Source organism: Paenibacillus sp. J31TS4 (assembly GCF_018403265.1).
Lineage (GTDB): Bacteria > Bacillota > Bacilli > Paenibacillales > NBRC-103111 > J31TS4.
The window spans coordinates 468,176-489,408 of sequence record NZ_BOSI01000001.1 but is presented as its reverse complement, the minus strand read 5'-3'; the positions used below and the strand labels follow the sequence as shown (position 1 = coordinate 489,408).

The following is a 21,233-nucleotide window of genomic DNA, read 5'->3' as shown; positions in this document are numbered from 1 at the left end:
TGGCTGATGACCATCGTCCCTTGCCCGGTTCGGCCTGTAGAAGCCGGCCGGGTTTTTATATCGCTTATGAATTCGTTTGACGATAACCAAACATTTAGCGATAATGTTTATAAAAATACGGATTGAAGGTGATTTTATTGGCGCAAAAAGAAACCGATGCCTTTTGGCAGGCTTCGCTCGGCGATTTGAAGCGCGGCTACGAAGAGGATGGGCTCGGCTATACCTGCCTTCTGTGCGGCGAACAAACGGAGAAGGGGATTGTCTATCCGAAGGACGAGGTGCTCTATGAGGCTGAGCGCTTTATGCGCCTCCATATCGAGCAGGCGCACGGCTCTGTCTTCGCCTACCTGATCGGGCTTAACAAGAAGTGGACGGGACTGACCGACCACCAGAACCATTTGCTCCAATTGTTTTACGAGGGAAAGAGCGACGCGGAGATTCAGCGGGAAACCGGGATCGGCAGCGCCTCGACGATCCGCAACCACCGGTTCGTTCTGAAGGAGAAGGAGCGGCAGTCCCGGATTTTTCTTGCGCTGATGGAGCTGCTCAAGGAGAAGGACACGCAGGCGCCCGCCTTCGTCGGCGTACACCGGACGGCAACGATCGTGGACGACCGCTATAACCTGACGGAGGATGAGAACGAGGAACTGCTCCGCAAGTTTTTTCCGGAGGGCGTGGATGGTACGCTCGCCAAATTCCCGCATAAGCAGAAGCATAAGCTTGTCGTCCTCCGGCAGCTGGCACAGCGGTTCGAAACGGGACGCACCTATCCGGAGCAGGAGGTCAACGCCATTCTGGAGCAGGCGTACCCGGACTACGTGACCGTCCGCCGCTACCTGATCGACTACGGCTTCCTGGACCGCGAGGAAGACGGGAGCGCTTACTGGCGCAAAGAACAGCCTGTGGCCGGACAAGCGCCGGCGGCTCCTGACCAGCCTCGGAAGGCGCGTCCGAAGCCTCAGCCGGCCGAGCCGGGCATCTACCAAATCCGCAATACGCGGAACGGGAAGGTGCTGGTCGTCCGGACGCGCGGACTGAAGTCGATGAACGGCAAGCGGTTCGAGCTGAGGCTCGGTGCTTATGCGAACCGGGAGCTGCAGAGGGAATGGAACGAGTACGGCGAGGACGCATTTGCCTTCGAAGTGCTGGAGAAGCTGGAGCCGAAGCCGGAGGATCCGCAGGAGGAGAAGCGGGCGCTGGCCGAGCTGGAGACCAAGTGGCTGGAGGACCTGCAGCCTTACGGCGAGCGGGGGTATCACAAAGCGCCGGCCAACTAAGACAATAAGCACAGGAAGCAGACATTCGCGGGTCGCGGGCGTCTGCTTTTTTTTCACGGCGGATGCCGGGGACTCGGAGACAAGCAAAGCCCCTCCGGTGAGGAGGGGCTGAGGGCCGGTAAATGAGAGATGTTCCATGCCGAGTTTACTGGCTGCTATATGTTTGGTATAAGATATCTAGAGACGAGGAGGGAAAAAGTGAACGAAAGGATACTCATTATTGAAGATGAAGTAGGATTAAGTAAAATGCTGAAGCGATTGTTGGATAAGGAAGGGTTTCAAGAGATCTACCAGGCCGAGTCAGGTGCCGAAGCATGGAAAAAGGTACAGGAACAGAGGATGGATCTGATCTTGCTCGATGTCATGCTGCCAGATACAAACGGTTTCGATTTGTGTCAAAGAATTAGAGAACTATCAGACGTACCCATTATCTTTTTGACAGCGAGTACTACCGATATGGACAAATTGACCGGCTTTTCTATGGGTGGCGATGATTACATAACGAAACCTTTTAATCCCCTCGAAGTCGCTGCCCGAATCAAAGCCATTCTACATCGTCAAAGGAAAGCAATGCCGGAGATTGCTCAGGTATTCCGAACAGAGCGTTTCGTATTGCATTATGACCAAGCAAGGTTGATTGTGGAAGGCAAAGAAGTCAATTGCCCAGCTAAGGAGTTCCAATTACTAAAATTCATGTGCCAGCATCCCAATCAGGTCTTTAGCGTAGACCATCTCTATGAAAAGGTTTGGGGAGATTATAGTATTGTTGGGAAAGAAAATACGGTTATGGTCCATATTAGTCGCCTGCGTCAAAAAATTGAGAAGGATCCCAAACATCCAAAGTATTTAAGAAATGTGAGGGGACTGGGTTACATGTTAAATAATGAAAACCAAAGGTGTCCCCAATGAAATTAGAAACCAAACTTTCATGGATATTATTCCTTATTTTTATAACTATAGGTGCTATTTTTTTTGTTACGGGATTCTCAGCCCTAACCTTATTGAACATCCCTTTAGGAAGTAATGGATGGGTGACATATGGTTTATTCCCGCTCCTATTAATTGGCATACTTATTTTGATTGGACTTGTTATCGACCGCCAAATTAGAAAGCCTCTATTCTTTTTTATACGCTGGATCGATCAATTATCACTTGGGGTTTTTCAAATGCCCGACACAATAAAGACGGTCCCCTTAAATAAGATGAGGTTCCGTCTGTTTTTGGAGCTTAAATCAAAGCTTGATGGGTTAACCTATCAACTCAACGCAGCGGAGAAAGAACGAAACGATCTTGAAGAAACAAGGAAGAACTGGACGTCCGGAGTGACACATGACTTAAAAACGCCGTTATCCTACATTAAAGGTTACGCAGCCATGCTTCGCTCCGAACATCAATGGAGTGAAGAAGAAAGGAAGGAATTTGCTAAAATTATTGAAGAAAAATCATTGTATATGGAGCAGTTAATTGATGATTTAAGTGTTGTTTATGAGTTTGATAAAATGCAAATTCCGCTGAATTCACGCACTATCAATCTGGTCGCTTTTTTAGAACATGTTTTGGAGGATCTCCGTCAGTATCCGATGGCTAATGACTATCCTATCCATTTAAACGTCAAGGATGAAGGCGATCATTTCTTATCTTTTGATCAGACATTATTAAAAAGAGCTTTAGAAAATTTCATTATGAATGCTATTTATCATAATCCCCGCGAAACAACGATTACTGTCTCCATAGAAACAATAGAAGGTTCAACCTTAATAGAAATTAAAGATGACGGCATCGGAATGGATGCTAGAACAATTCAACAATTATTTCATCAATATTACCGCGGGACGACGACGGACAGGCCCCATCTCGGGTCAGGGCTCGGAATGTCCATTGCTAAACAATTTATTGAAAAACAAGGGGGGCAGATTAAAGTCGAAAGTGAGCCGAATAGAGGAACGAAGATAACCATTTTATTTCCTCAATAAAATTAAGGTTCCGTTAAGACACCATTTCCATGGTGTTTATTTTTTTGCCCTATACTACGTTTAGAATCAAACTCTCAAAGCGATGTTCGCTATGCGGGCGGACATTTCAGCACTTGGTTGTTGATGAGGTAACTAAAGAACACAAGGAGGATCCTTATGAAAGCATCTAAGATTATTATCAGTTTCAGTGTTGGCTTATTCTTGTTAGCAGGAGTATTTGCGTTTATAAATGGCTGGATACCGACACCGCCAAAAGACACCCACCCGCCATGCGACCAGCTGCCGACCGTTGCGGAGGCCACTGCTGCTTTGGAGAATCACGAACAGTTCGCCAAGGAAATAGAAAAGCTGGGTGAGGGGATCGAAGTGGAAGTGGGTAAGCCCTGTAAAAATGATCAGGAACGTGGGCTCGTTTTGGTGAGATATGATTCAAAACCCGAGCGTGATGCCATTAACAAGCTGCTTTCCCGTAGTGAGGGATTTGGGGTTCCCGTTCATTTGGAGAAGCGCTAATCCTCGCTAGTTATGGGAGCGTATGTTTTACAAGTTTTGTTGATAGGACCACAACATCCGCCCGCACAAAAAAAAACAACCAGCCATAAGCCCGGTACGCGTGTACCTCTTATGGCTGGTTGTTTATGAGAAGGAGGGGACTTCGCTCCTCATTCCGCTTCCCCTCGGGAATCTAGGAAATCGTCCAAATGACGGTCCGCCTTGCTCTGGTTGCAAATGGAGCAGGCGCAGACACAGTTGACGGGAGTCGTATGGCCACCCTTGGCACGTGGGAGCAGATGATCGATCGTGTCTCCATATTCCCCGCAAAAGAAACAGGTATAGCGGTCCCGATTCAGGATATAGGACCGGAATTTCTTGTTGCTGTACAGCCGCCGGATCGTGGAGCGGTTCACGACGACCGCTGCATGCTCCCGCACGAGCGTGACGGCGGTCTCCAGGTCCGTCTCCTGGTACCACCGGCGGCCTTTGTCCGTCCGGCCTCGCATGCGGATAACACCGGTACGGGTCGGCCGCAGGAACGATGCTTCGGGACCGTCCGGACGGGGAGGAGCGACGGGCAGCGGGCGGCTGTACGTGCTGGCGCGCTTGCGGGCGGCGGCTTCTGCGGCCGCAAGCGCCGCCTCCTCCTCAGGCGTAAGTGTCGTCTGAGGAGCGGGCGCAGCCTTCTTGGCCTTGGACCGCCGTCTCCGGGCCCGTCTCTTGCGCTTCTTCGGCTTGCCTTCTGTGTCTTCCACAGCGTCAGCAGCGTCCGGGAACGCATCGGCGCCGGCAGCCGGCCCCGAAGCCGCTTCGGGATCCGATAGAACGGCCGGTTCGGTACCGGGCTGGCCGGGCTCTCTTGTTGCCCGAGCGGCACGATCTTTCAATGCCAGAAGAGAGGTGCCGTCTGTCTCTACCGCCGTCCGGTTCGGGTGCGGGAGGCCCTCTTCTGGCTGCGGCGCAGCCGAGACCTCGTCGATGGCAGACGGATTGCGGCGGGTTTTGCGCCGTCTCTTGCGAGGCTTCTTCTTCGGAGACGTCTCCTCGATAGATCCGGTTTCCTGCGCTGGCTTCTCACTGTCTAGCGCTGACACGTGTACCGGTCCGTCCACGTCTGCAGCTTCGGCAGCATGCGCAAGACCCACCGCGTCAGCCGACCAGAGTCCCTGCATAGTGCTCTCCTGAACGGCTGGTGTTGGCGCCTCTACCTTGCTTATCCCGCTCTCGGACTCGGGCACGAGCGACGTGCTCGTATCGCCGGCGGGCGCTTCTCCCGCCAGCTGCCGTTTCCTCTGCTGCCGGCAGGCGCGGCACGCTCCTCTGCGGGACGCCTTGCCGGAGCGCTTGCCCGTCCGCCGCAAAAAATCCTCCAGCGGACGAGCTTCGTTGCAGTAGGAGCATCGTTTATGGGAAGGCGGAGCAGTCCCCGCCGTTACTTCTTCCATCGGTTCTCGACTGTTTGCTGTTTCGCTCAATTTGAACCACCTCTATCTAGTGTTGCAGCACGATAGCTTTTCCTTCCATTGTACACCATAGGGAGAGCTTCCGGTACCGGCACGGAAAGCGAATTCACGCAAATCTACGTAGATTCCCTTCCAGGCCGCCTTCCCGACTAGTATGGGAAGGAGGAAAGGACGCTAACCGTTCCCGGCACCCGCCTTTGTCTTCTCGCGCTCTGTTCTTGTTCGGGGGGGACCTCGTGCATAATCGAACCGGCACCTCTGCGGCGAACGGTCGCGGGAGAGGCAATTCGTTCCCCCCAGTTGTATATATTAGCAGTAGCCTATTATTCGAGACTACCCAAACAGGAACAGGGGAGGATTCATGGAAACCGCTCTGCTCGGAAGCTTTCTTGCCGCAATGTCGACCGTACTCGGCGCCGTTCCTCTGCTGTTTGTCCGCACGCTGTCCGAAAAATGGAAAGACATCCTCATCGCGTTTGCCGCCGGCATTATGGTCTCGGCATCCACCTTCGGCCTCATGCCTCAGGCGATTGAAGAATCAGGGGTCCTCGCCTTGACGATCGGGTTCCTGATCGGGATCGCGCTGCTTGATCAGATCGAGCACAACATCCCGCATATCGATGTGGAGAACGATTCGGGCATCGGCCAGTTCAGCGCCAAATCGCTGCTTGTTATCATTGCTCTGTTCATTCATAACATTCCCGAGGGGCTGAGCACCGGATTCAGCTACGCGAGCTCGAACGAGAGCCTTGGGCCGCTCGTCGCTATCTCGATCGGCGCCCAGAACATGCCGGAGGGATTGATTCTTGCCGTCTTCCTCATTAATTCCAATGTCAGCAAGGCCAAAGCGTTCCTCGTCGTGGCGGCTACGGCGTTCATGGAGGTCATCTCGGCGTTCATCGGCTATTTTGCGGCCAGCTCGATCGAAACGCTCGTCGGCTATGGGCTTGCTTTCGCGTCAGGAGCTATGATGTTTATCGTGTACAAGGAGCTCATCCCCGAAAGCCACGGCCACGGCTACGAGAGACCGTCGACGTACTCGTTCATTGCCGGTCTCTTGGTCATGGTGTACATCAGCTTCTGGTTCGGCTAAAGGAGCGGCCTGCCGTGTCCGGCCGGCCTTTCGGCAGCAAGCCTTGCGCCGAAAGGCCGTTTCTTGTTTTGGGGTCGGCCATTGCTTATGATGAAGAGACAGCATTTGGACTTGCATGGAAGGAAGGACGATCGCCATGACCAGCAATCCCGGCTTCATTCCGAGCCTATTCGATAAGCAAAAAGCGTTCTTCTCCGGAGGCGCCACCCGGAGTGTCGAGGAGCGGCTGCGCCGTCTCGCGGCACTCAAGGAAGCGATTCGGAGCAAGGAACAGCAGATTCTGGGCGCGCTCCACCGCGATCTCAGCAAATCGGAGCAGGAAGCGTATGCGACCGAGATCGGCATTCTGTACGAGGAAATCCGGTACGCCGCCAAGCGGCTTCCCCAATGGGCCAAGCCACGTCGCGTCAAAACGGCGCTGACGCATGTCGGCTCCCGGGGATGGATCGTGCCCGAGCCATACGGCACGGTGCTCATTCTCGCGCCCTGGAATTACCCGTTCCAGCTCGCGATCGCTCCGCTCATCGGCGCAATCGCCGCCGGCAACACGGCGATCGTCAAGCCGTCGGAGCTGACGCCTTCCGTGTCGGCCGTCGTTGCGGAGGTGCTGGCGGCCGCTTTTCCGCCGGACTATGTTGCAGTGGTACAAGGGGGCGTTCAGACGAGTACGGAGCTCCTCGAGCTGCCGTTCGACTATATCTTCTTCACGGGTAGCGTGCCGGTCGGCAAACTCGTCATGGAGGCGGCCGCCAAGCATTTGACGCCGGTCACGCTGGAGCTTGGCGGCAAGAGCCCGTGCATTGTGCATGAGGACGCCGATCCGGCACTCGCGGCCAAACGGATCGCCTTCGGCAAATTCACGAATGCCGGCCAGACGTGCATCGCGCCGGATTATGTGCTGGCGCATCGGGCGCTCAAGGACAAGCTGGTGGAAGAGCTCGCCCGCTCCATTCGTTCCTTCTATGGAGACCGTCCCCTCGAGCATCCCGCATACGGTTCCATCGTCTCGGACCGCCATTATGCCAGGCTGGCCGCTTTTCTCGAGGACGGGACGCTCGCCACGGGCGGCGAACGGGATCCCGCAGCCAGACGGATCGCGCCAACCGTGCTGACGGGTGTGACCGAGGAGATGCCGGTTATGCAGGAGGAGATCTTCGGCCCGATTCTGCCAGTGCTCGAGTACGAGACGGTCGATCAGGCCGTGCGCTTTGTCAGGTCACGCCCCAAGCCGCTTGCCCTCTATTTGTTTACACGGGACAAGCGGGTGGAGCGCGAGGTGCTGGGCAGGCTGTCCTTCGGCGGAGGAACGGTGAACGACACGCTGATGCACATCGCGACTCCCTATTTGCCGTTCGGAGGGGTGGGGGAGAGCGGAATGGGGAGCTACCATGGTCAGGGCAGCTTCGAGACGTTTTCCCACCACAAGAGCATCTTGAAGCAGCCCGTCCGCTTCGATCTTCCGTTCCGTTACCCCGGGGCCAAGAACGGGCTGAAGTGGATGCGCCGGTTTTTGAAATAAGGGAATAGAGCTGAGCTCCGACAATGCAGCCAGACAGACCAAGAGGCGGAACCTGAGCAGTTCCGCCTCTTTGCGTTCGCCGGCGACTATCCCCGGCGCTATTTCCGGATCGTATAGGCGTCCAGTCTCGTGCCGGCTCACACGTCACTAGCTTTTCTCATTGACAATGAGAATCATTATCAATATGATGAAAGAAGACGAAATCTTCCAGCCTCCCTGGCTGCAGAGAAATCCGGTGAAGGAGCGTGTCGTTATGTTGATTCAGATGAGAACGATTGTGGTGAAGGCCGGAACGTCCGACCTGGTGGTCGAGCGGTTCGGAAAACCCGGCCCCATCCAGGAGATTGAGGGCTTCCTTGATATGAGCGTGATGGTGAAGAAGGGGAAACGAAGCGACGAGGAGGAAGAAGTTGTCGTCATGACCCGGTGGGAATCCCAGGAAGCATGGAAGCGCTGGGAAACGAGCGATATCCACATTCAGGGGCACCGGGAGAACCGCGGCAAGCCGAAGCCGGAGCATGTGATCCGTACGGAGCACGCTATGTACGAAGTGAAAAAGGTGAAAGGCCCGATCGCGGTTTCCTCGAAAGCAGAGTGAGCCGCTAGAGCTGATCCGTTTCAAACCGCAAGGACCTCTGGTCGCGCTTATGGCGCGGCTTTTTGGGTTTTCGTTTTACCGTCGGATACGGCGGAGGCCGGGACGGCATGCGGGACCTGTTCTTCGGCGTTCCCTGCAATTCTATTCCGCCCCGCTTCCTCCCCGCCAGTACCCCGAACGACTACAAGCCCGACCTTTGTCTGCGAAATTCCTCGATCCCCTGATCGGTCATAAGGGCAGGCGTCCAAGCCGGCTCCCACACCAGCTCCACCTTCGCTTCGTTGACCTCTGGCAGTGCCTCAACCTTGCTTTTCACGTCCTGGACAATCTCGTCCGCCATCGGGCATTCCGGGATGGTCAGCGTCATTCGGATGGAGACGTTCTTGTTCTCGTCTACCTCCAGCCCGTATACTAATCCCAAATCCACGATGTTGACGTGAATTTCCGGGTCGATGACCTCCTCAAGCGCGAGCCAGATCCGTTCCTTCAAATCCATTCCTGCTAGTCTCCTTCCGCTTCGCAATTGGTACCCTCTTCCGGCAGTATGCCCTCCGAGTGCCGGCCTCATCCCGAGCCTGCGGGAGGTGAGAAGTCGACGGCCTATCTCCGGCATGGTATCGTAATAGGCAGATTAGGAAACGGAAGGAGGCAGGACCCTATGAGAGAAACGAAAAAAACCGCCATCCTGGCACCGCGGCTTCCGCGGGTGCCGGAGCGGTTGGACCGGCCTCATCCGCTCCGATTGGAAGAGGAAGAGCAGCTGGAGGACGGGGTTCTCGAAGATACCGTCGTGACCGCGGAGGGAGCGGCCAAGGTGCGATTGGACAGGCTCGTGCTGCGGAATGTCCGCTTCGAGGGAGCGGCGCTGCCGCAGCTGGAAGGAACGGACCTCTTGTTCGAGCGGTGCGATCTATCGAATGCCGATTTCTCGGAGAGCATCCTGCACCGGACGGCTTTCGTAAACTGCAAGCTGACCGGGACGGTCTTCGCCGAGGCGACGCTCCGCAACGTCACGTTCACGGACTGCCTGGCGCCGTACGCGAACTTCCGGTTCTCGGATCTTAAGCAGGTGAGGTTCGACGGCTGCTCACTGGAGCAGGCGGATTTCACGAGCTGCGAGTGGGCGAAGCTAGAGCTGAAGCGGACGAGGCTCGAAGGTGCCCAGCTGTCGCGGACGAAGCTTGAGGGGATCGACCTCAGAGACTGTGAGTTCACGTCGATCGGTGTTACGCCGCATGAGGTTAGCGGCTGTATTATCGCTCCCGAGCAGGCGGCTTCGTTCGCCCGGCTGCTCGGCGTGGTCATCAAGCGCTAGCCTGCCGGCTAAGCGCTCGCTGCAGCAGCGCCCATAGCCCGGCAGCCAGTCCGGGTGTTTGGTGACGCAGCAATCATACTGGAGAAGGGGGATTTGCTGCTGGACCACTTGGCGGCGCTCCATCCAGACATGGCAGCCACCCCGACTGATCCGTACACGCCAAAAACTCCCCTTCCAAAGAAGGGGAGTTGCCGTTTGGATGCCGGGCGCCGGCATGGCTGACGTGCTGGCGTTACCCGCCGTGGATCACTTACTCGACTGCGGCCGGCTCGCCGCTCTGCCGCTCGGCGGCAGACGGCAGGCGGAGTTCGACTTTTTTGACGCGGTTCTTGGTCATCTCCCGGATAAGGAATGTCATCGAGCCATGCTCGTAGCTCATGCCGGGCTTGGGGTCGGCCAGCTGGCCGTACAGCCAGCCGCCGACCGTATCGAATTCCTCGTGCTCCAGATCGAGCCCCGTTAGGTCGCTCAGCTCGTTCAGGGAAGCTTTGCCGTCCAGCAGGTAGGTGTGCTCGTCGAGCTTCTCAATCTCCCTGCGTTCGTCGGCGTCGAATTCGTCGCGGATCTCGCCGACGATCTCCTCGAGTATGTCCTCGATCGTGACGATTCCCGCGGTGCCGCCGTATTCATCGACGAGCACTGCGATATGGACCCGTTCTTTCTGCATGCGAGTAAGCAGCGACTTGACCGGAGTCCCCTCCGGAACCGACAGGACCGGGTGGATAAGAGAGGAGACGTCCAGATTGCGGTTCTCCTCCAGCTGCAGGAACAACTGCTTCGTATTGATCATGCCGACGATGTTGTCCTTGCTGTCGGTCGCGACCGGAAAGCGGGTATACTGTTCCTTGCGGATGGTGGCCATGTTCTCTTCAAGCGACAGATTCGTGAACAGGCAGATCATATCGGTGCGGGGCACCATAATTTCCTTGGCAAGCATCTCGTCGAAAGCGAAGATACGGCTCACGTATCCGTATTCCGTATTGTTGATCTTGCCGCTTTGGAAGCTTTCCGACAGGATGATCTGAAGCTCCTCCTCGGAATGGGCCTCCTCATGCTCATTGGCGGGCTGGAGGCCGAAGAGACGAACCAGCGCGTTGGCGGAGCCGTTCAGCACCCAGATGAACGGGTACATGATTTTATAGAAGAAGATGATCGGCTTGGCCGTCAGGAAGCTGATGAATTCGGCTTTCTGGATCGCCCACGATTTGGGGGCGAGCTCGCCGATGACCACGTGGAGATAGGTCATGGTAACGAAGGCGATTCCGAACGAGATCACATGGCTGATCTCCGGGCTAAGTGCGAAGCGTTCGAACAGGGGCGAGAGCATCTTCTCGACCGTCGGCTCGCCCAAGGCGCCGATGCCGAGCGCCGTGATCGTAATGCCGAGCTGGCACGCCGACAGGTATCCGTCCAGATTGCGTGTGACGCGCTGGACCGCGATCGCATTCTTGCGCCCTTCCAGCACCAGCTGATCGACGCGGCTGGAACGAAGACGGATGATAGCAAACTCCGTAGCAACAAAAAACGCACTCAAGACAATCAATAGCGCTACCAATAACAAATTAAGACCTATCCCCATTGAGGAGAATCACATCCCTTTCCCATTCACAGTATTGGTTCATATGAACCAATATAGCGAACTCGCCGATGTTTCTCAAACGGCCGAATCGGCGATGAGACGGCGGATAGGGCAGCCAAGCGGAAAAACGACCGCTAAATGGCTTTCTTTCTTTTGTTTTCTTCTCTTTACAAGCCGGTATTGCGGTCGTATGATTTGGTCATATGACCATGAGCGTCGAACATACGGTAACGGAGGATAGGCAATGGAATCCTTTACTCTCACAAGGAAAGACATGGCGGCCTTTTTGTCCGCTCTGGGCGGACAAGGCCATCCGATAGAAGTGCTCCAGCAGGCATGGGGCAGACAGCATCAGACGGAGATGGAGGCAGGGAAGGCGCTCCCGGCTTTCCTCGCTACGTCGCTTCCGCCCGTGCTTGAAAAATGGCTCAAGGGAAGCGGGTTCAAGGGTTTCTCTCTTCAGGAAATCGCGGCGCTCGGTCAGCTGATTGAATACTCGCATATGCCGATCACCTCCATGCAGAATTGGGTGAAGCGGGACTTCAAGGAGTTCTTTGCGTCCCCCAAGCTCGGCAAGAAATACTCGCTGAACCAGGCCGCACTGCTGTTCATTATCGACGACCTCAAGTCGAATCTCGATTTTGTCTCGATCCGGCGGCTGTTCGAGATCGTCTTCATGCAGCCGGAGCACGACGAGGACGACCTGATCGAGCCGCTCGAGCTCTACGCGCTGTACTCGGGCATGTTCGAGGAACTGGACGCGAATAACGACCAGCTCCTCGATACCGCCGGCCACGAAACGGGAAGCCGGAACCAGGATGCGCTGGCGGAAGCGATGCTAAGGACCAAGGCCGAGACGCTGGCCGGCCGGCTGACCGGTCTGTCGGCCAAGCAGAGGGAGGCGGTCCGCAACGTGCTCTTGATCGCGGCCGTGTCCATTCAGACGACCTATTTTCAGGCGCTTAGCCGCCGATATTTCCATGCGACCGTGTTTCTGGGCTAGGCTGCTGTCCCGGCTGCACGGCAGTCTTTAGGGACTGGGACAGACGCAAACAAGGACCGCTCCTCCTGCGAGGGGCGGTCCTTGTTCATAGCTGCGATCAGTGCTCCGACGACATCTGGAATAGGATCATGTCTTCCCGGGCGTCGAGGGTCAAATCCCGGTTCTCGAGAAACCAGATGTCCTTCTCTTCCATAAAGAAGGTCAAGTCATCGGCGACGGTGGACAGAGCGGCCTGGACTGGCTCATCCGGAGTAATGCCGAACGCGAACGGCTCTTCGCCTCCCGATACGTAACGGACGAAGATCCGGATCCGGTCCCCCTTGCGGAAATCCCATTCCTGGACGAAGCAGTGGACAGCGGCTGGCGTAACAGTCAGTTTCATGGTCTTCCCCTTTCCGCCTCGATGCGAGCTTCTTCATGAAGGCTTCATTGTATATTCATCATACCTTCATGAAGAGCGGGCCCGCAAGTAGTAACCTTAGAGTACGACAAGGTTCCCGCTAAATAGACGGGAAGCGAGACAGGAGGAAGCCAGCATGCATAAAGCCGTTATTATTGGAACAGGACCGAGCGGTTTGACCGCCGCCATATATTTGGCAAGAGCCAATTTGAATCCGCTCGTCATCGAGGGACCGGAGCCGGGCGGACAGCTTACTACAACGACCGAGGTAGAGAACTTCCCGGGCTTTCCGGAAGGAATTCTCGGCCCCGAGCTGATGGCGAACATGAGGAAGCAGGCCGAACGGTTCGGCGCCACCTTCGTCACCGGCTGGGTGAACGCCGTGGATCTGTCCAAGCGCCCGTTCACGCTGCAGGTAGAGGGCAAAGGGGAGATCAAGGCGGAGACCGTCATTCTGTCGACTGGCGCGTCGGCGAAATATCTCAGCATCCCCGGAGAGAAGGAGAACGTCGGGCGCGGCGTCAGCACCTGCGCGACCTGCGACGGCTTCTTCTTCCGCAATAAGAAGATCATCGTGGTCGGCGGCGGAGACTCCGCCATGGAGGAAGCAAACTTCCTGACGCGCTTCGCTTCGGAGGTTGTGCTGGTCAACCGGCGGACAGAGCTTCGCGCCTCCAAGATCATGCAGGACCGCGCCCGCGCGAACGGCAAAATCAGCTGGAGTCTCAATCGGACGCCGCTTGAGGTTTTGGCGGGCGACCGGGGCGTGACGGGTCTCAAGGTCCGCAATAACGAGAGCGGACTGGAAGAAGTAATCGAGGCGGAAGGCGTCTTCATCGCCATCGGCCATACCCCGAATACGAAGTTTCTGGGCGGCCAGCTGGAGACCGACGAGACCGGCTACCTGCTGGTCAAGCCAGGCACGACCGAGACGAACATTCCCGGCGTCTTCGCCTGCGGTGATGTGCAGGATAACCGGTACCGCCAGGCGATTAGCGCCGCCGGCACCGGCTGCATGGCCGCTATCGACTGCGAGAAATTTCTCGAGGCGGTGGAGCAAGCGGAGCTCGTAGGCTGATCCCTAGACCCAGCCGGTCGGCTGAAAAAGAGCGGCACCTGATGGTGCCGCTCCTTTTTTGCCTGGGACGGACTTCAACGGGCCCACGAACAGTGTTAAAATGTGGAGACGTTTAGCTACTATTTCTGATTTACATAAAGGAGAGGAACCAGAATGTCGCAACTTGCCCGATTGCCCAGATGCACCCCCGAGGAAGCGGGGATTTCATCGAGCGCCGTCACTTCCTTCCTGAATGCCGTCCAGGAGCGCGAGCTGGGTCTTCACAGCTTCATGCTGCTGCGCCACGGGAAGGTGGCGGCGGAGGCCTGGTGGGCGCCTTACGAGCCCGACATGCCCCATATGATGTTCTCCATCAGCAAGAGCTTTACGGCGACAGCCGTCGGACTCTGCATCGAAGCCGGACTGCTGACGGTCGAGGACACGGTCGTCTCGTTCTTTCCGGACAAGCGGATCCCGGACGACGACCGGCTGAAGCAGATGCGGATCAAGCACCTGCTAACGATGACGACGGGTCACAAGAAAGAGACGATCCGCATGATCGATCCGAAGGAACAGGACTGGGTGCAGACCATCCTCCACTGGCCGATCGACCATGAGCCGGGTACATACTATGCCTACAACAACGCCGCGAGCTATCTGCTGTCCGCCATCGTTCAGCGGGTAACGGGGGAAACGGTCCATGCGTATCTCCGGCCCCGTCTGTACGAGCCGCTGGGCTTTGCGGACGCCGAGTGGGGCACATGCCCGGCCGGCATCTCGCTCGGCGGCTGGGGTCTCAGCATTCCGACCGAGGACCTGCTCAAGTTCGGCAGGCTCTATCTGGACGGAGGCAAGTGGGAGGGCAAGCAGCTCATCCCGGAAAGCTGGGTGCGCGAGGCGACCACTTACAAGGTGGACAATTTCAACCACGATCCTTCCGGCAATCGGCCGGACTGGATTCAAGGATACGGCTACCAATTCTGGGTATGCCGTCACGGCGTCTATCGGGCCGAAGGCATGCTGGGCCAGTTCTGCCTCGTTATCCCCGAGCACGACGCCGTCGTCGCGATGACGGCGGGTACCACAAGTGCTCAGGGCATGCTGAACGCGGTTTGGGAGCATCTGCTGCCTGCTTTCCGCACCGCTCCGCTGGAGGCTGACGAGATGGGCCGGCAGGAGCTGGCGGACGCAGCTGCTTCGCTCGTCTATCCGCCGCTTGCTTCCGGCGAGCCGGCGTCCACGGTCCACGAGACGGCGGATGGCAGACGCTACAAGCTTGAGGAAGGAGATACAGGTCTGGAGGCGGTCGCATTATCCGAAGACGGCGACGATACGATCGTCCGTCTATGGCGTAACGGCGAAGAGAGGATCATTCGCAGCGCGAGCGGCCGCTGGGTCGAGAATACCGGGGAGCTGTTGCCAGGGGAACGGACGCCATTGCTGGCGAGCGGCTGCTGGGTCCAGCCCGGCGTCTATTCCCTGGTAACGCGGTATGTTCACACGCCTTACCGGGAAGTGATTACGCTTCGTTTCGAAGGAGACCGGGTGGCGGTCCGTCTCGCGGTCCCTCCGTCCTCGCAGCCCGTGCTCGAGCTGGAGGGTGTGCTGGAGACGACGACCGTTTGATGAGCCGTTATCCACAATCCGAAGAGCTTGAGGCAGCCATGCACGATGTTGTTGTTATAGGGGGAGGGCCCTGCGGCTTGGCCGCTGCTGCTTACGCCCGTGAGGCGGGGCTGGACTGTTTGGTGGTGGAGAAGGGAGGCCTTGTGAACACGATCTCCCGCTTTCCCTCCGCAATGAGGCTATACAGCACCAGTGACCGTTTGGAAATCGGGAACATCCCTTTTCTGTCGGAGGAAGAACGGCCGACCCGTCAGGAGGCGCTTCGGTATTACCGGAGCGCGGCGATGCGGATGAACCTCAACGTGCAGACCTTCCACACCGTCCAAAGAGTGGAGAGGAGGGAAGACGGCTTCGCCATCCATGCCGTCAACCATAACGGCCGGCCCCGCCTTTTCTCGGGCAAGTCGGTCATCCTAGCGACCGGGACGTATGACCAGCCGAGACGGCTGCACATTCCCGGCGAGGAGCTCCCCAAGGTCAGCCATTATTACTCGGAAGGGCATTCGTACGCCGGAAGGCGGGTGCTTGTGGTCGGCGGCAAAAATTCCGCCGTCGAGGCCGCCATTGACCTCTACCGATGCGGCGCCGAAGTGACGCTGGTTCATCGGGGCGATACGGTGCTGAAGGGAATCAAGCCGACGCTGCTGCTCGACATCCGCAACATGATCGAGAAGCAGCGCATCCGGTTCTATGGAGGAGCGAGCGTCGTCACCATCGAGGAGGAGGAAGTCCAGGTCGAGACGCCGGAGGGGACGGTCCGGCTCGGCAACGATTTCGTCTTCTCGCTGATCGGCTATCGGCCGGACGCCGCTTTCCTGGCCGGCATAGGCGTCGATCTGGATCCCGAGACGCAAGTCCCTGTCTTCGACCCGGTCACCTACGAGACGAATGTGCCCAATGTCTTCGTGGCCGGAGTGCTCGCCGGCGGCATCACGAACAAGGTGTTCATTGACGACGGCCGGCTCCATGGAGAAGCCATCGCGCAGGAGCTGCGCGGGAGATTGCTTTAATCCCCCGTCTCGCGGAAGCCAAGCAAGAAGAAGCGCCCAGCGCGCTGCCGATTAGGCAGGACGCGCTGGGCGCTTCTTCTTGCAGCAGTCATCAGCGAACTTACTGCTTGGCAACGGACGGCTGAGGAGTTCGTTCCACTTTTTCTCGTTCGAGCTGCACTTCGCCGTACGGCTTCACCTTGCGGATGAAGAAGGCGAGGATGAGAGCCCCGACCGTCATCCAGGTCGCGACGACGAAGGAGTGATTGATGCCATAGATGGCGGATTGCTGCGACAGGGCCAGCATTTGGGCTTTGTCCGCCGGATTGAACTGGCCGGACGCCAGCAGCTCCTTGCCGTGGGAGGTCGAGGCATTCGTCATGATCGAGACGAGCATCGCCGTGCCGATCGCGCCCGCCACGTTCCGCAGCGTTTGGGACATAGCGGAGCCGTGGGCATTCAGCCGCTGCGGCAGCTGGTTCATGCCGGCGGTCTGGATCGGCATCATCAAGAGCGACATTCCGAAGCTCCGCAGCGTGTAGATGACGATCAGTGTCGTATACGACATGTCGAGCGATAGCTGGGTAAATTCGTACGTGGTGATCGTCATTATCGTCAGGCCGATCACGGCCAGCCAGCGTGCGCCAATTTTGTCGAAGATAATACCGGTAATCGGGGACATGATGCCCATCAGAATCGCGCCGGGAAGCAGGAGTAGTCCCGATTCCATCGGTGTAAAGCCGCGCAGCGTCTGCAGATACAGAGGCAGCAGAATCATGCCGGAGAACATCGCCATCGTGACGATGACGTTAATGACGGTTGTCAGCGAGTACATGCCGAACTTGAAGACACGGAACTCGAGAATCGGCTTGTCGGTGACCAGCTCCCGCCAGATGAACAGAATGAGAGCGAGCGTCCCGACGGCGAGACACGTGATAACGACGCCGCTTCCCCAGCCAGCCTTGCCCGCGTCGCTGAAGCCGTAGAGCAGACCGCCGAAGCCGAGCGTGGACAGGATGACGCCGAGCATGTCGAGCTTGGGCCGGGAAGTACGGGTGACGTTCTTCAGCGAGATGGAGCCGAAGATAAAGGCAAAGATGGACAGCGGAATGATGATATAGAAAAGAGTGCGCCATTGGTAGTGTTCCATGATCCAGCCGGACAAGGTCGGGCCGACGGCCGGAGCGAAGATCATCGCGAGGCCCATCATGCCCATCGCCTTACCGCGCTCTTCGATCGGGAAGATGGTCAGGAAGACAATGGACATCAGAGGCATCAGGATACCGGCGCCGGCCGCCTGGATGAGGCGCCCGGTCAGCAGGAGCTCGAAGCCGGGGGCGAAGCCGCAGAGAATCGTGCCGGCGGAGAACATGCCGACGGCGGCCATGAACAGCATGCGCGTCGTGAACCGCTCGATCAGGTAGGCGCTGATCGGAACCAGGACGCCGCTGACCAGCATGTAGCCGTTGACGAGCCATTGGATGGTGTTCTCGTTGACATTCATATCCTTCATCATGCCCGGAAGCGCGACGTTCAGGAAGGTCTGGCTGAGCAGGGCGACGAACGCGCCGATCAGCAGAGAAGCGACGATGGGTCCTCGCTTAAAGGTGGGTGTTGCTGCATGACTCATGTACGGATTCCTCTCTCATGTTCTGTAGAATGTTAACAATCTGGGCGTGGATACGGAGCAAGTTCTCCTGATCCGCTTCGCTTACTTCGAGCAGGGGCGTGAGGTGGTCGATGCGCGTCTCCCAAATCTCCCTCCATAAGGAGAGGCCTCGCTCGGTTGGCTTCAGAGAGACGACACGTCGATCTTCCGCCGACCTTTCGCTTGCCACCAAACCGGCATTGACCATCCGGTTGACGATCCCGCTTGCCGTGCTGCTCGCCAGCTGGATCCGGTCACTCAGCTCGTTCAAGCCGAGCCCCGGTTCCTCGGCCAGACACCGGAGAACAAGCAGCTGGATAGGCGTGACGCCGTACTTCTGAGCCGGCTTCATCAGCACTTGGCTGAACGCTTGGCTCGCTTCGCGGAAAGAGGCGTACAGCAGGTGAACACGCTGCTGATCGTTCAATTTGGTTTACCTTCCCCCTTTAATTTTTTGCCATCAAATATTTCGCATGCAAATTATTATACGATCTAACCATTACGCTGTCAACAATTGACCGAGCACCCAATTTCGTGCGGGAAGAACAAGGGGAAAGTTGATTTTAAACTATGTTTTCCCTTTCTAGAGAGAAGAGTTTCCCTTACTGTCAAACGAGGAATCTCGGCTAAGTCTGTAGGACCATAGAAACACTGGACAACGAACGGGAAAGAGTATGCTCGCGCTTGGCAGAGCGGTCTCGACCGATCGGTCGGCCATAAGGAGGGATGCTTCCGCGATGAGGGAACACATAGATTGGGAGCGGGAGCTGTCCGGACTCGCCGTTACTAGCATGGAACGTATAGATAGAGGATTCTCGAAAGCAGACAAGTATATCCTCTCCACGACCGACAAGGAAACCAGCTATCTATTAAAGCTATATCCGCCCGAGCAAACATCGCGGCGGCTGCTGCAAGCCTGGCTGCTTCGCCAGCACGCCTTGAACGGGGTCAAGGCGCAGATGCCTGTCCGGTTCGGCAGAGCCGGAAAAGACGGTTCCTGTTATCTCGTGCTGACCTATCTGGACGGTGCAAGCGGGGAGCGGGAGCTGCCCTCCCTTAACGAGCCGGACCAATACCGGTTCGGGCTGGAGGCGGGCCGCCAGCTGAGGCGCATCCATCATTTGAAGCCGCCGCTAGCGTTCGATTGGCACGCCAAAAGGCTGGACAAATACGGCAAGAAGAGAGCCGCCTGCGCGCGGCTTGGGCTCACGTTCCATAGACAGGAGGAGCTGGAGCGATATATCACCCAACATGCGGGATTGCTCCGGACGAGTCCCGTCCGGTTTCAGCACGATGATTATCACCCCCAGAATCTCATCCTGTCGAAGAACGGGGAGGTGGGCGTGATCGACTTTGATTCCTTCGATTGGGGAGATCCGCTCGAGGAATTTTTCAAGCTTCCGAAATATACGGTCGCCGTTAGCCGGGCGTTTGCCCGCGGCCAGGTAGACGGATATTTTGACGAGCGGGTTCCTGCCCTGTTCTGGCACCGGTACAATCTGTTCGTCGCACTGAACCAGCACGCGAGCCAGCTGGGCGGCCATGCGGCCGGGCGTCTGGAAGAAGTCCGGGAACGGACCCGTCAAATTGTCGAAACGCACGACTGGACCTATAACGGACCACCCGAATGGTATAGGGACTAGCGGCTAACGACCCAGTGCCTACGCCGCATTGTGCCGTCTCGGGTCGCGTCGTACACTTGGTTTGCAAGCGTTCCCACTCTCTGGAAAGGAGGCGTTGAGCTGGCGGCGCAAGAGCGTCTGTCTGCAGTATTACCACCCAAAAGGAGGAGGTAGGATGTCGCGCAAACGAAAGGCAGGATTGGCCGCACTCGTCCTTGTTCTCTTGACTACGCTGACTGCCTGCACGGGCAAAAGCGGAGGAGCGGGAGATGGCCAGGACACCATTACGGTTTGGACGTATCCGGTCTATGACGGGTACGAAGCGGAGCTGAAGCAGTCGATCGAGGAGTACAAGAAGGAGCATCCCAAGGTCACCATTCAATATGAGCTGCTGTCCTGGGAGGAAGGGGGCAAGAAGCTTGATGTCGCCCTGAACTCCGGCAATCCGCCGGACATTTATTTCAGTCCGGTTAGCGGGCAGTATGTCGCCAGCGGACTCGCCCTGCCTCTCGATTCTTACATGACGCAGGAGATCCGTGACGATTTCTACCCCGGCATCCTCGAGCTGGGCCAGATCAAAGGAAAGCAGTACGGGCTTCCGCTGTACGTGGAGGTTCACTCCTTTGGCGGGAACCGCCGGATTCTGGAGGAGGCGGGAATCGACTGGCGGAGCATCCAGCGCAGCGGCTGGACGTGGACGGAATTTCTCGCGGCCGCCAAAAAGCTGACGAAGCCCCTTCCAGATGGACGTATCCAGTACGGCTTCGTGACGGACGGCACGTCGAACGATTTTCTCGAGCTGCTCACACGCAATGCCGGACTTCCGGACGCCGTCGATGCCACCGGCAAATTCGTATGGAACGACGAACGCATTCTGAAGACGCTTCGCTTCGTGCGGAGCTTGCTCGACGAGGGCGTCATGCCCAAGGAAACGGTCTCGCTCAATCCGCAGAAGCGAACGGAGCTCTTTTACAACAGCCAGGCCGCTATGCTGAGCAAAGCATTCGTCTATTACGACGTCACGCTGAAAAAGCGCAACGCCGATATTGACGCCGGCAAGCTGAAAGGGGAGAAGATCGATTTCGTCCTGCTGCCTGTTCCTCACGAAGACCGCTCTCCGGCCAAGACGACTACGGCCGCGGACGGCTATGTCGCCTTCAAGCAGAAGAACGACAAGGGCGAAGCTCATGCCAAGCGGACCTTCGAGGTGCTGGAATATTTGACGGGACCGCGTGCCGGCAAATCGGCCAACGAGCTGGCGGCTTCCTTTGCTCGCCGCTCGCAAGCAGCCGCCTTTGAAGGCAAGAGCCTCGGCAAGCCCGAGAATCTCGAAGCGGCGGAGACGATGCGCAAACAGCTCGCCGAGAAGGTGGAGCAGCTGCTTGCGCCGGAGCAGGCCGCCAAGCTTAAGCAGTTCAAGGATCAGGTGCAGAAGCCGGTCTTCCAAGCGGTGCTGAACGGGGAGAAAACGCCTGAGCAGGCGGCGGAGGAATTCAAAACGAAGGGCAGGCAGTTGTTCGGAGGGGAATGATAGATCACGCGGGACTGCGGTCCAGGTGTAGGAACAACGAACAGG

20 protein-coding genes are annotated in these 21,233 nt (G+C 57.2%); 14 read left to right on the top strand and 6 right to left on the bottom strand.

Features of this window, described 5'->3' with window-relative positions:
* The first annotated feature begins 137 nt into the window (after positions 1-137).
* From KJS47_RS02175 to KJS47_RS02160, 4 genes are all read left to right on the top strand, one after another.
* The gene (locus KJS47_RS02175) at positions 138-1,277 is read left to right on the top strand and encodes a DUF2087 domain-containing protein (RefSeq protein ID WP_213522364.1); all 1,140 of its coding nucleotides are present in this window, start codon (positions 138-140) and stop codon (positions 1,275-1,277) included.
* 198 nt (positions 1,278-1,475) lie between these two features.
* A complete protein-coding gene (locus KJS47_RS02170; RefSeq protein WP_306433003.1) occupies positions 1,476-2,186 on the top strand; it encodes a response regulator transcription factor in 711 nt (236 codons plus the stop codon).
* The gene (locus tag KJS47_RS02165; protein WP_213522362.1) at positions 2,183-3,250 is read left to right on the top strand and encodes a sensor histidine kinase; all 1,068 of its coding nucleotides are present in this window, start codon (positions 2,183-2,185) and stop codon (positions 3,248-3,250) included. Before KJS47_RS02170 ends, KJS47_RS02165 begins: the two co-directional genes overlap by 4 nt.
* Positions 3,251-3,406: 156 nt before the next feature.
* The gene (locus KJS47_RS02160) at positions 3,407-3,763 is read left to right on the top strand and encodes a hypothetical protein (protein ID WP_213522360.1); all 357 of its coding nucleotides are present in this window, start codon (positions 3,407-3,409) and stop codon (positions 3,761-3,763) included.
* Positions 3,764-3,912: 149 nt separating this feature from the next.
* On the opposite strand, the gene KJS47_RS24355 is transcribed toward KJS47_RS02160, so the two are convergent.
* Positions 3,913-5,220 (bottom strand): HNH endonuclease, encoded by a 1,308-nt coding sequence (locus KJS47_RS24355; RefSeq protein WP_374706956.1) that lies wholly within the window; start codon positions 5,218-5,220, stop codon positions 3,913-3,915.
* A 349-nt stretch (positions 5,221-5,569) separates the two neighbouring features.
* Here KJS47_RS24355 and KJS47_RS02150 point away from each other — a divergent pair, with 349 nt between their 5' ends.
* The 3 genes from KJS47_RS02150 to KJS47_RS02140 all read left to right on the top strand — a co-directional run bounded on the left by KJS47_RS02150 (position 5,570) and on the right by KJS47_RS02140 (position 8,418).
* Complete coding sequence (locus KJS47_RS02150) at positions 5,570-6,301, top strand: ZIP family metal transporter (RefSeq protein WP_213522358.1); 732 nt, start codon at positions 5,570-5,572, stop codon at positions 6,299-6,301.
* Positions 6,302-6,437: 136 nt separating this feature from the next.
* Positions 6,438-7,820 carry an aldehyde dehydrogenase gene (locus KJS47_RS02145; protein ID WP_213522356.1) on the top strand — a complete coding sequence of 461 codons (1,383 nt, stop codon included), beginning with the start codon at positions 6,438-6,440 and terminating at the stop codon, positions 7,818-7,820.
* A 253-nt stretch (positions 7,821-8,073) separates the two neighbouring features.
* The gene (locus tag KJS47_RS02140) at positions 8,074-8,418 is read left to right on the top strand and encodes an antibiotic biosynthesis monooxygenase (RefSeq protein WP_213524925.1); all 345 of its coding nucleotides are present in this window, start codon (positions 8,074-8,076) and stop codon (positions 8,416-8,418) included.
* 181 nt (positions 8,419-8,599) lie between these two features.
* Here KJS47_RS02140 and KJS47_RS02135 read toward each other — a convergent pair whose 3' ends face one another.
* The gene (locus tag KJS47_RS02135; RefSeq protein ID WP_213522354.1) at positions 8,600-8,914 is read right to left on the bottom strand and encodes a metal-sulfur cluster assembly factor; all 315 of its coding nucleotides are present in this window, start codon (positions 8,912-8,914) and stop codon (positions 8,600-8,602) included.
* Positions 8,915-9,076: 162 nt separating this feature from the next.
* Here KJS47_RS02135 and KJS47_RS02130 point away from each other — a divergent pair, with 162 nt between their 5' ends.
* Positions 9,077-9,733, top strand: a complete 657-nt coding sequence (locus KJS47_RS02130; RefSeq protein WP_213522352.1) for a pentapeptide repeat-containing protein — start codon at positions 9,077-9,079, stop codon at positions 9,731-9,733.
* A 250-nt stretch (positions 9,734-9,983) separates the two neighbouring features.
* Here the strand turns inward: KJS47_RS02130 and KJS47_RS02125 are convergent, their stop codons facing one another.
* Entirely contained in the window at positions 9,984-11,312 is a 1,329-nt protein-coding gene (locus tag KJS47_RS02125; RefSeq protein WP_213522350.1) for a hemolysin family protein, read from the bottom strand.
* Between the two features lie 244 nt (positions 11,313-11,556).
* Here KJS47_RS02125 and KJS47_RS02120 point away from each other — a divergent pair, with 244 nt between their 5' ends.
* Positions 11,557-12,315: a DUF1836 domain-containing protein gene (locus tag KJS47_RS02120; protein WP_213522348.1), complete on the top strand. Its 759-nt coding sequence runs from the start codon at positions 11,557-11,559 to the stop codon at positions 12,313-12,315.
* A gap of 97 nt (positions 12,316-12,412) precedes the next feature.
* Here the strand turns inward: KJS47_RS02120 and KJS47_RS02115 are convergent, their stop codons facing one another.
* Positions 12,413-12,697, bottom strand: coding sequence for a HesB/YadR/YfhF family protein (locus tag KJS47_RS02115; RefSeq protein ID WP_213522346.1), 285 nt, complete (start codon positions 12,695-12,697; stop codon positions 12,413-12,415).
* Positions 12,698-12,851: 154 nt separating this feature from the next.
* On the opposite strand from KJS47_RS02115, the gene trxB reads away from it, so the two are divergent.
* From trxB to KJS47_RS02100, 3 genes are all read left to right on the top strand, one after another.
* Positions 12,852-13,793 (top strand): thioredoxin-disulfide reductase, encoded by a 942-nt coding sequence (trxB, locus tag KJS47_RS02110; RefSeq protein WP_213522344.1) that lies wholly within the window; start codon positions 12,852-12,854, stop codon positions 13,791-13,793.
* Between the two features lie 153 nt (positions 13,794-13,946).
* A complete protein-coding gene (locus KJS47_RS02105) occupies positions 13,947-15,398 on the top strand; it encodes a serine hydrolase domain-containing protein (RefSeq protein WP_249716054.1) in 1,452 nt (483 codons plus the stop codon).
* Positions 15,398-16,408 carry a YpdA family putative bacillithiol disulfide reductase gene (locus KJS47_RS02100; protein ID WP_306433002.1) on the top strand — a complete coding sequence of 337 codons (1,011 nt, stop codon included), beginning with the start codon at positions 15,398-15,400 and terminating at the stop codon, positions 16,406-16,408. The genes KJS47_RS02105 and KJS47_RS02100 overlap by 1 nt, the downstream gene beginning before the upstream one ends.
* Before the next feature lie 100 nt (positions 16,409-16,508).
* Here the strand turns inward: KJS47_RS02100 and KJS47_RS02095 are convergent, their stop codons facing one another.
* Positions 16,509-18,017: a DHA2 family efflux MFS transporter permease subunit gene (locus tag KJS47_RS02095; protein ID WP_213522342.1), complete on the bottom strand. Its 1,509-nt coding sequence runs from the start codon at positions 18,015-18,017 to the stop codon at positions 16,509-16,511.
* On the bottom strand, positions 17,989-18,462 hold the full coding sequence (locus KJS47_RS02090) for a MarR family winged helix-turn-helix transcriptional regulator (protein ID WP_213522340.1): 474 nt from the start codon (positions 18,460-18,462) through the stop codon (positions 17,989-17,991). The genes KJS47_RS02095 and KJS47_RS02090 overlap by 29 nt, the downstream gene beginning before the upstream one ends.
* Positions 18,463-18,772: 310 nt before the next feature.
* On the opposite strand from KJS47_RS02090, the gene KJS47_RS02085 reads away from it, so the two are divergent.
* A complete protein-coding gene (locus KJS47_RS02085; protein ID WP_213522338.1) occupies positions 18,773-19,678 on the top strand; it encodes an aminoglycoside phosphotransferase family protein in 906 nt (301 codons plus the stop codon).
* Positions 19,679-19,832: 154 nt separating this feature from the next.
* Positions 19,833-21,188: an ABC transporter substrate-binding protein gene (locus tag KJS47_RS02080; RefSeq protein ID WP_213522336.1), complete on the top strand. Its 1,356-nt coding sequence runs from the start codon at positions 19,833-19,835 to the stop codon at positions 21,186-21,188.
* Positions 21,189-21,233 lie beyond the last annotated feature (45 nt).

Excerpts from the sequence above, each read along its gene's own strand:
- KJS47_RS02080 (WP_213522336.1), top strand. The coding sequence starts at position 19,833 with ATGTCGCGCAAACGAAAGGCAGGATTGGCCGCACTCGTCCTTGTTCTC.
- KJS47_RS02085 (WP_213522338.1), top strand. The coding sequence starts at position 18,773 with ATGAGGGAACACATAGATTGGGAGCGGGAGCTGTCCGGACTCGCCGTT.
- KJS47_RS02140 (WP_213524925.1), top strand. The coding sequence starts at position 8,074 with ATGTTGATTCAGATGAGAACGATTGTGGTGAAGGCCGGAACGTCCGAC.
- KJS47_RS02130 (WP_213522352.1), top strand. The coding sequence starts at position 9,077 with ATGAGAGAAACGAAAAAAACCGCCATCCTGGCACCGCGGCTTCCGCGG.
- KJS47_RS02160 (WP_213522360.1), top strand. The coding sequence starts at position 3,407 with ATGAAAGCATCTAAGATTATTATCAGTTTCAGTGTTGGCTTATTCTTG.
- KJS47_RS02115 (WP_213522346.1), bottom strand. The coding sequence starts at position 12,697 with ATGAAACTGACTGTTACGCCAGCCGCTGTCCACTGCTTCGTCCAGGAA.
- KJS47_RS02145 (WP_213522356.1), top strand. The coding sequence starts at position 6,438 with ATGACCAGCAATCCCGGCTTCATTCCGAGCCTATTCGATAAGCAAAAA.
- KJS47_RS02095 (WP_213522342.1), bottom strand. The coding sequence starts at position 18,017 with ATGAGTCATGCAGCAACACCCACCTTTAAGCGAGGACCCATCGTCGCT.
- KJS47_RS02105 (WP_249716054.1), top strand. The coding sequence starts at position 13,947 with ATGTCGCAACTTGCCCGATTGCCCAGATGCACCCCCGAGGAAGCGGGG.
- KJS47_RS02135 (WP_213522354.1), bottom strand. The coding sequence starts at position 8,914 with ATGGATTTGAAGGAACGGATCTGGCTCGCGCTTGAGGAGGTCATCGAC.
- KJS47_RS02150 (WP_213522358.1), top strand. The coding sequence starts at position 5,570 with ATGGAAACCGCTCTGCTCGGAAGCTTTCTTGCCGCAATGTCGACCGTA.
- KJS47_RS02125 (WP_213522350.1), bottom strand. The coding sequence starts at position 11,312 with ATGGGGATAGGTCTTAATTTGTTATTGGTAGCGCTATTGATTGTCTTG.
- KJS47_RS02165 (WP_213522362.1), top strand. The coding sequence starts at position 2,183 with ATGAAATTAGAAACCAAACTTTCATGGATATTATTCCTTATTTTTATA.
- KJS47_RS02120 (WP_213522348.1), top strand. The coding sequence starts at position 11,557 with ATGGAATCCTTTACTCTCACAAGGAAAGACATGGCGGCCTTTTTGTCC.
- KJS47_RS02100 (WP_306433002.1), top strand. The coding sequence starts at position 15,398 with ATGAGCCGTTATCCACAATCCGAAGAGCTTGAGGCAGCCATGCACGAT.
- trxB (WP_213522344.1), top strand. The coding sequence starts at position 12,852 with ATGCATAAAGCCGTTATTATTGGAACAGGACCGAGCGGTTTGACCGCC.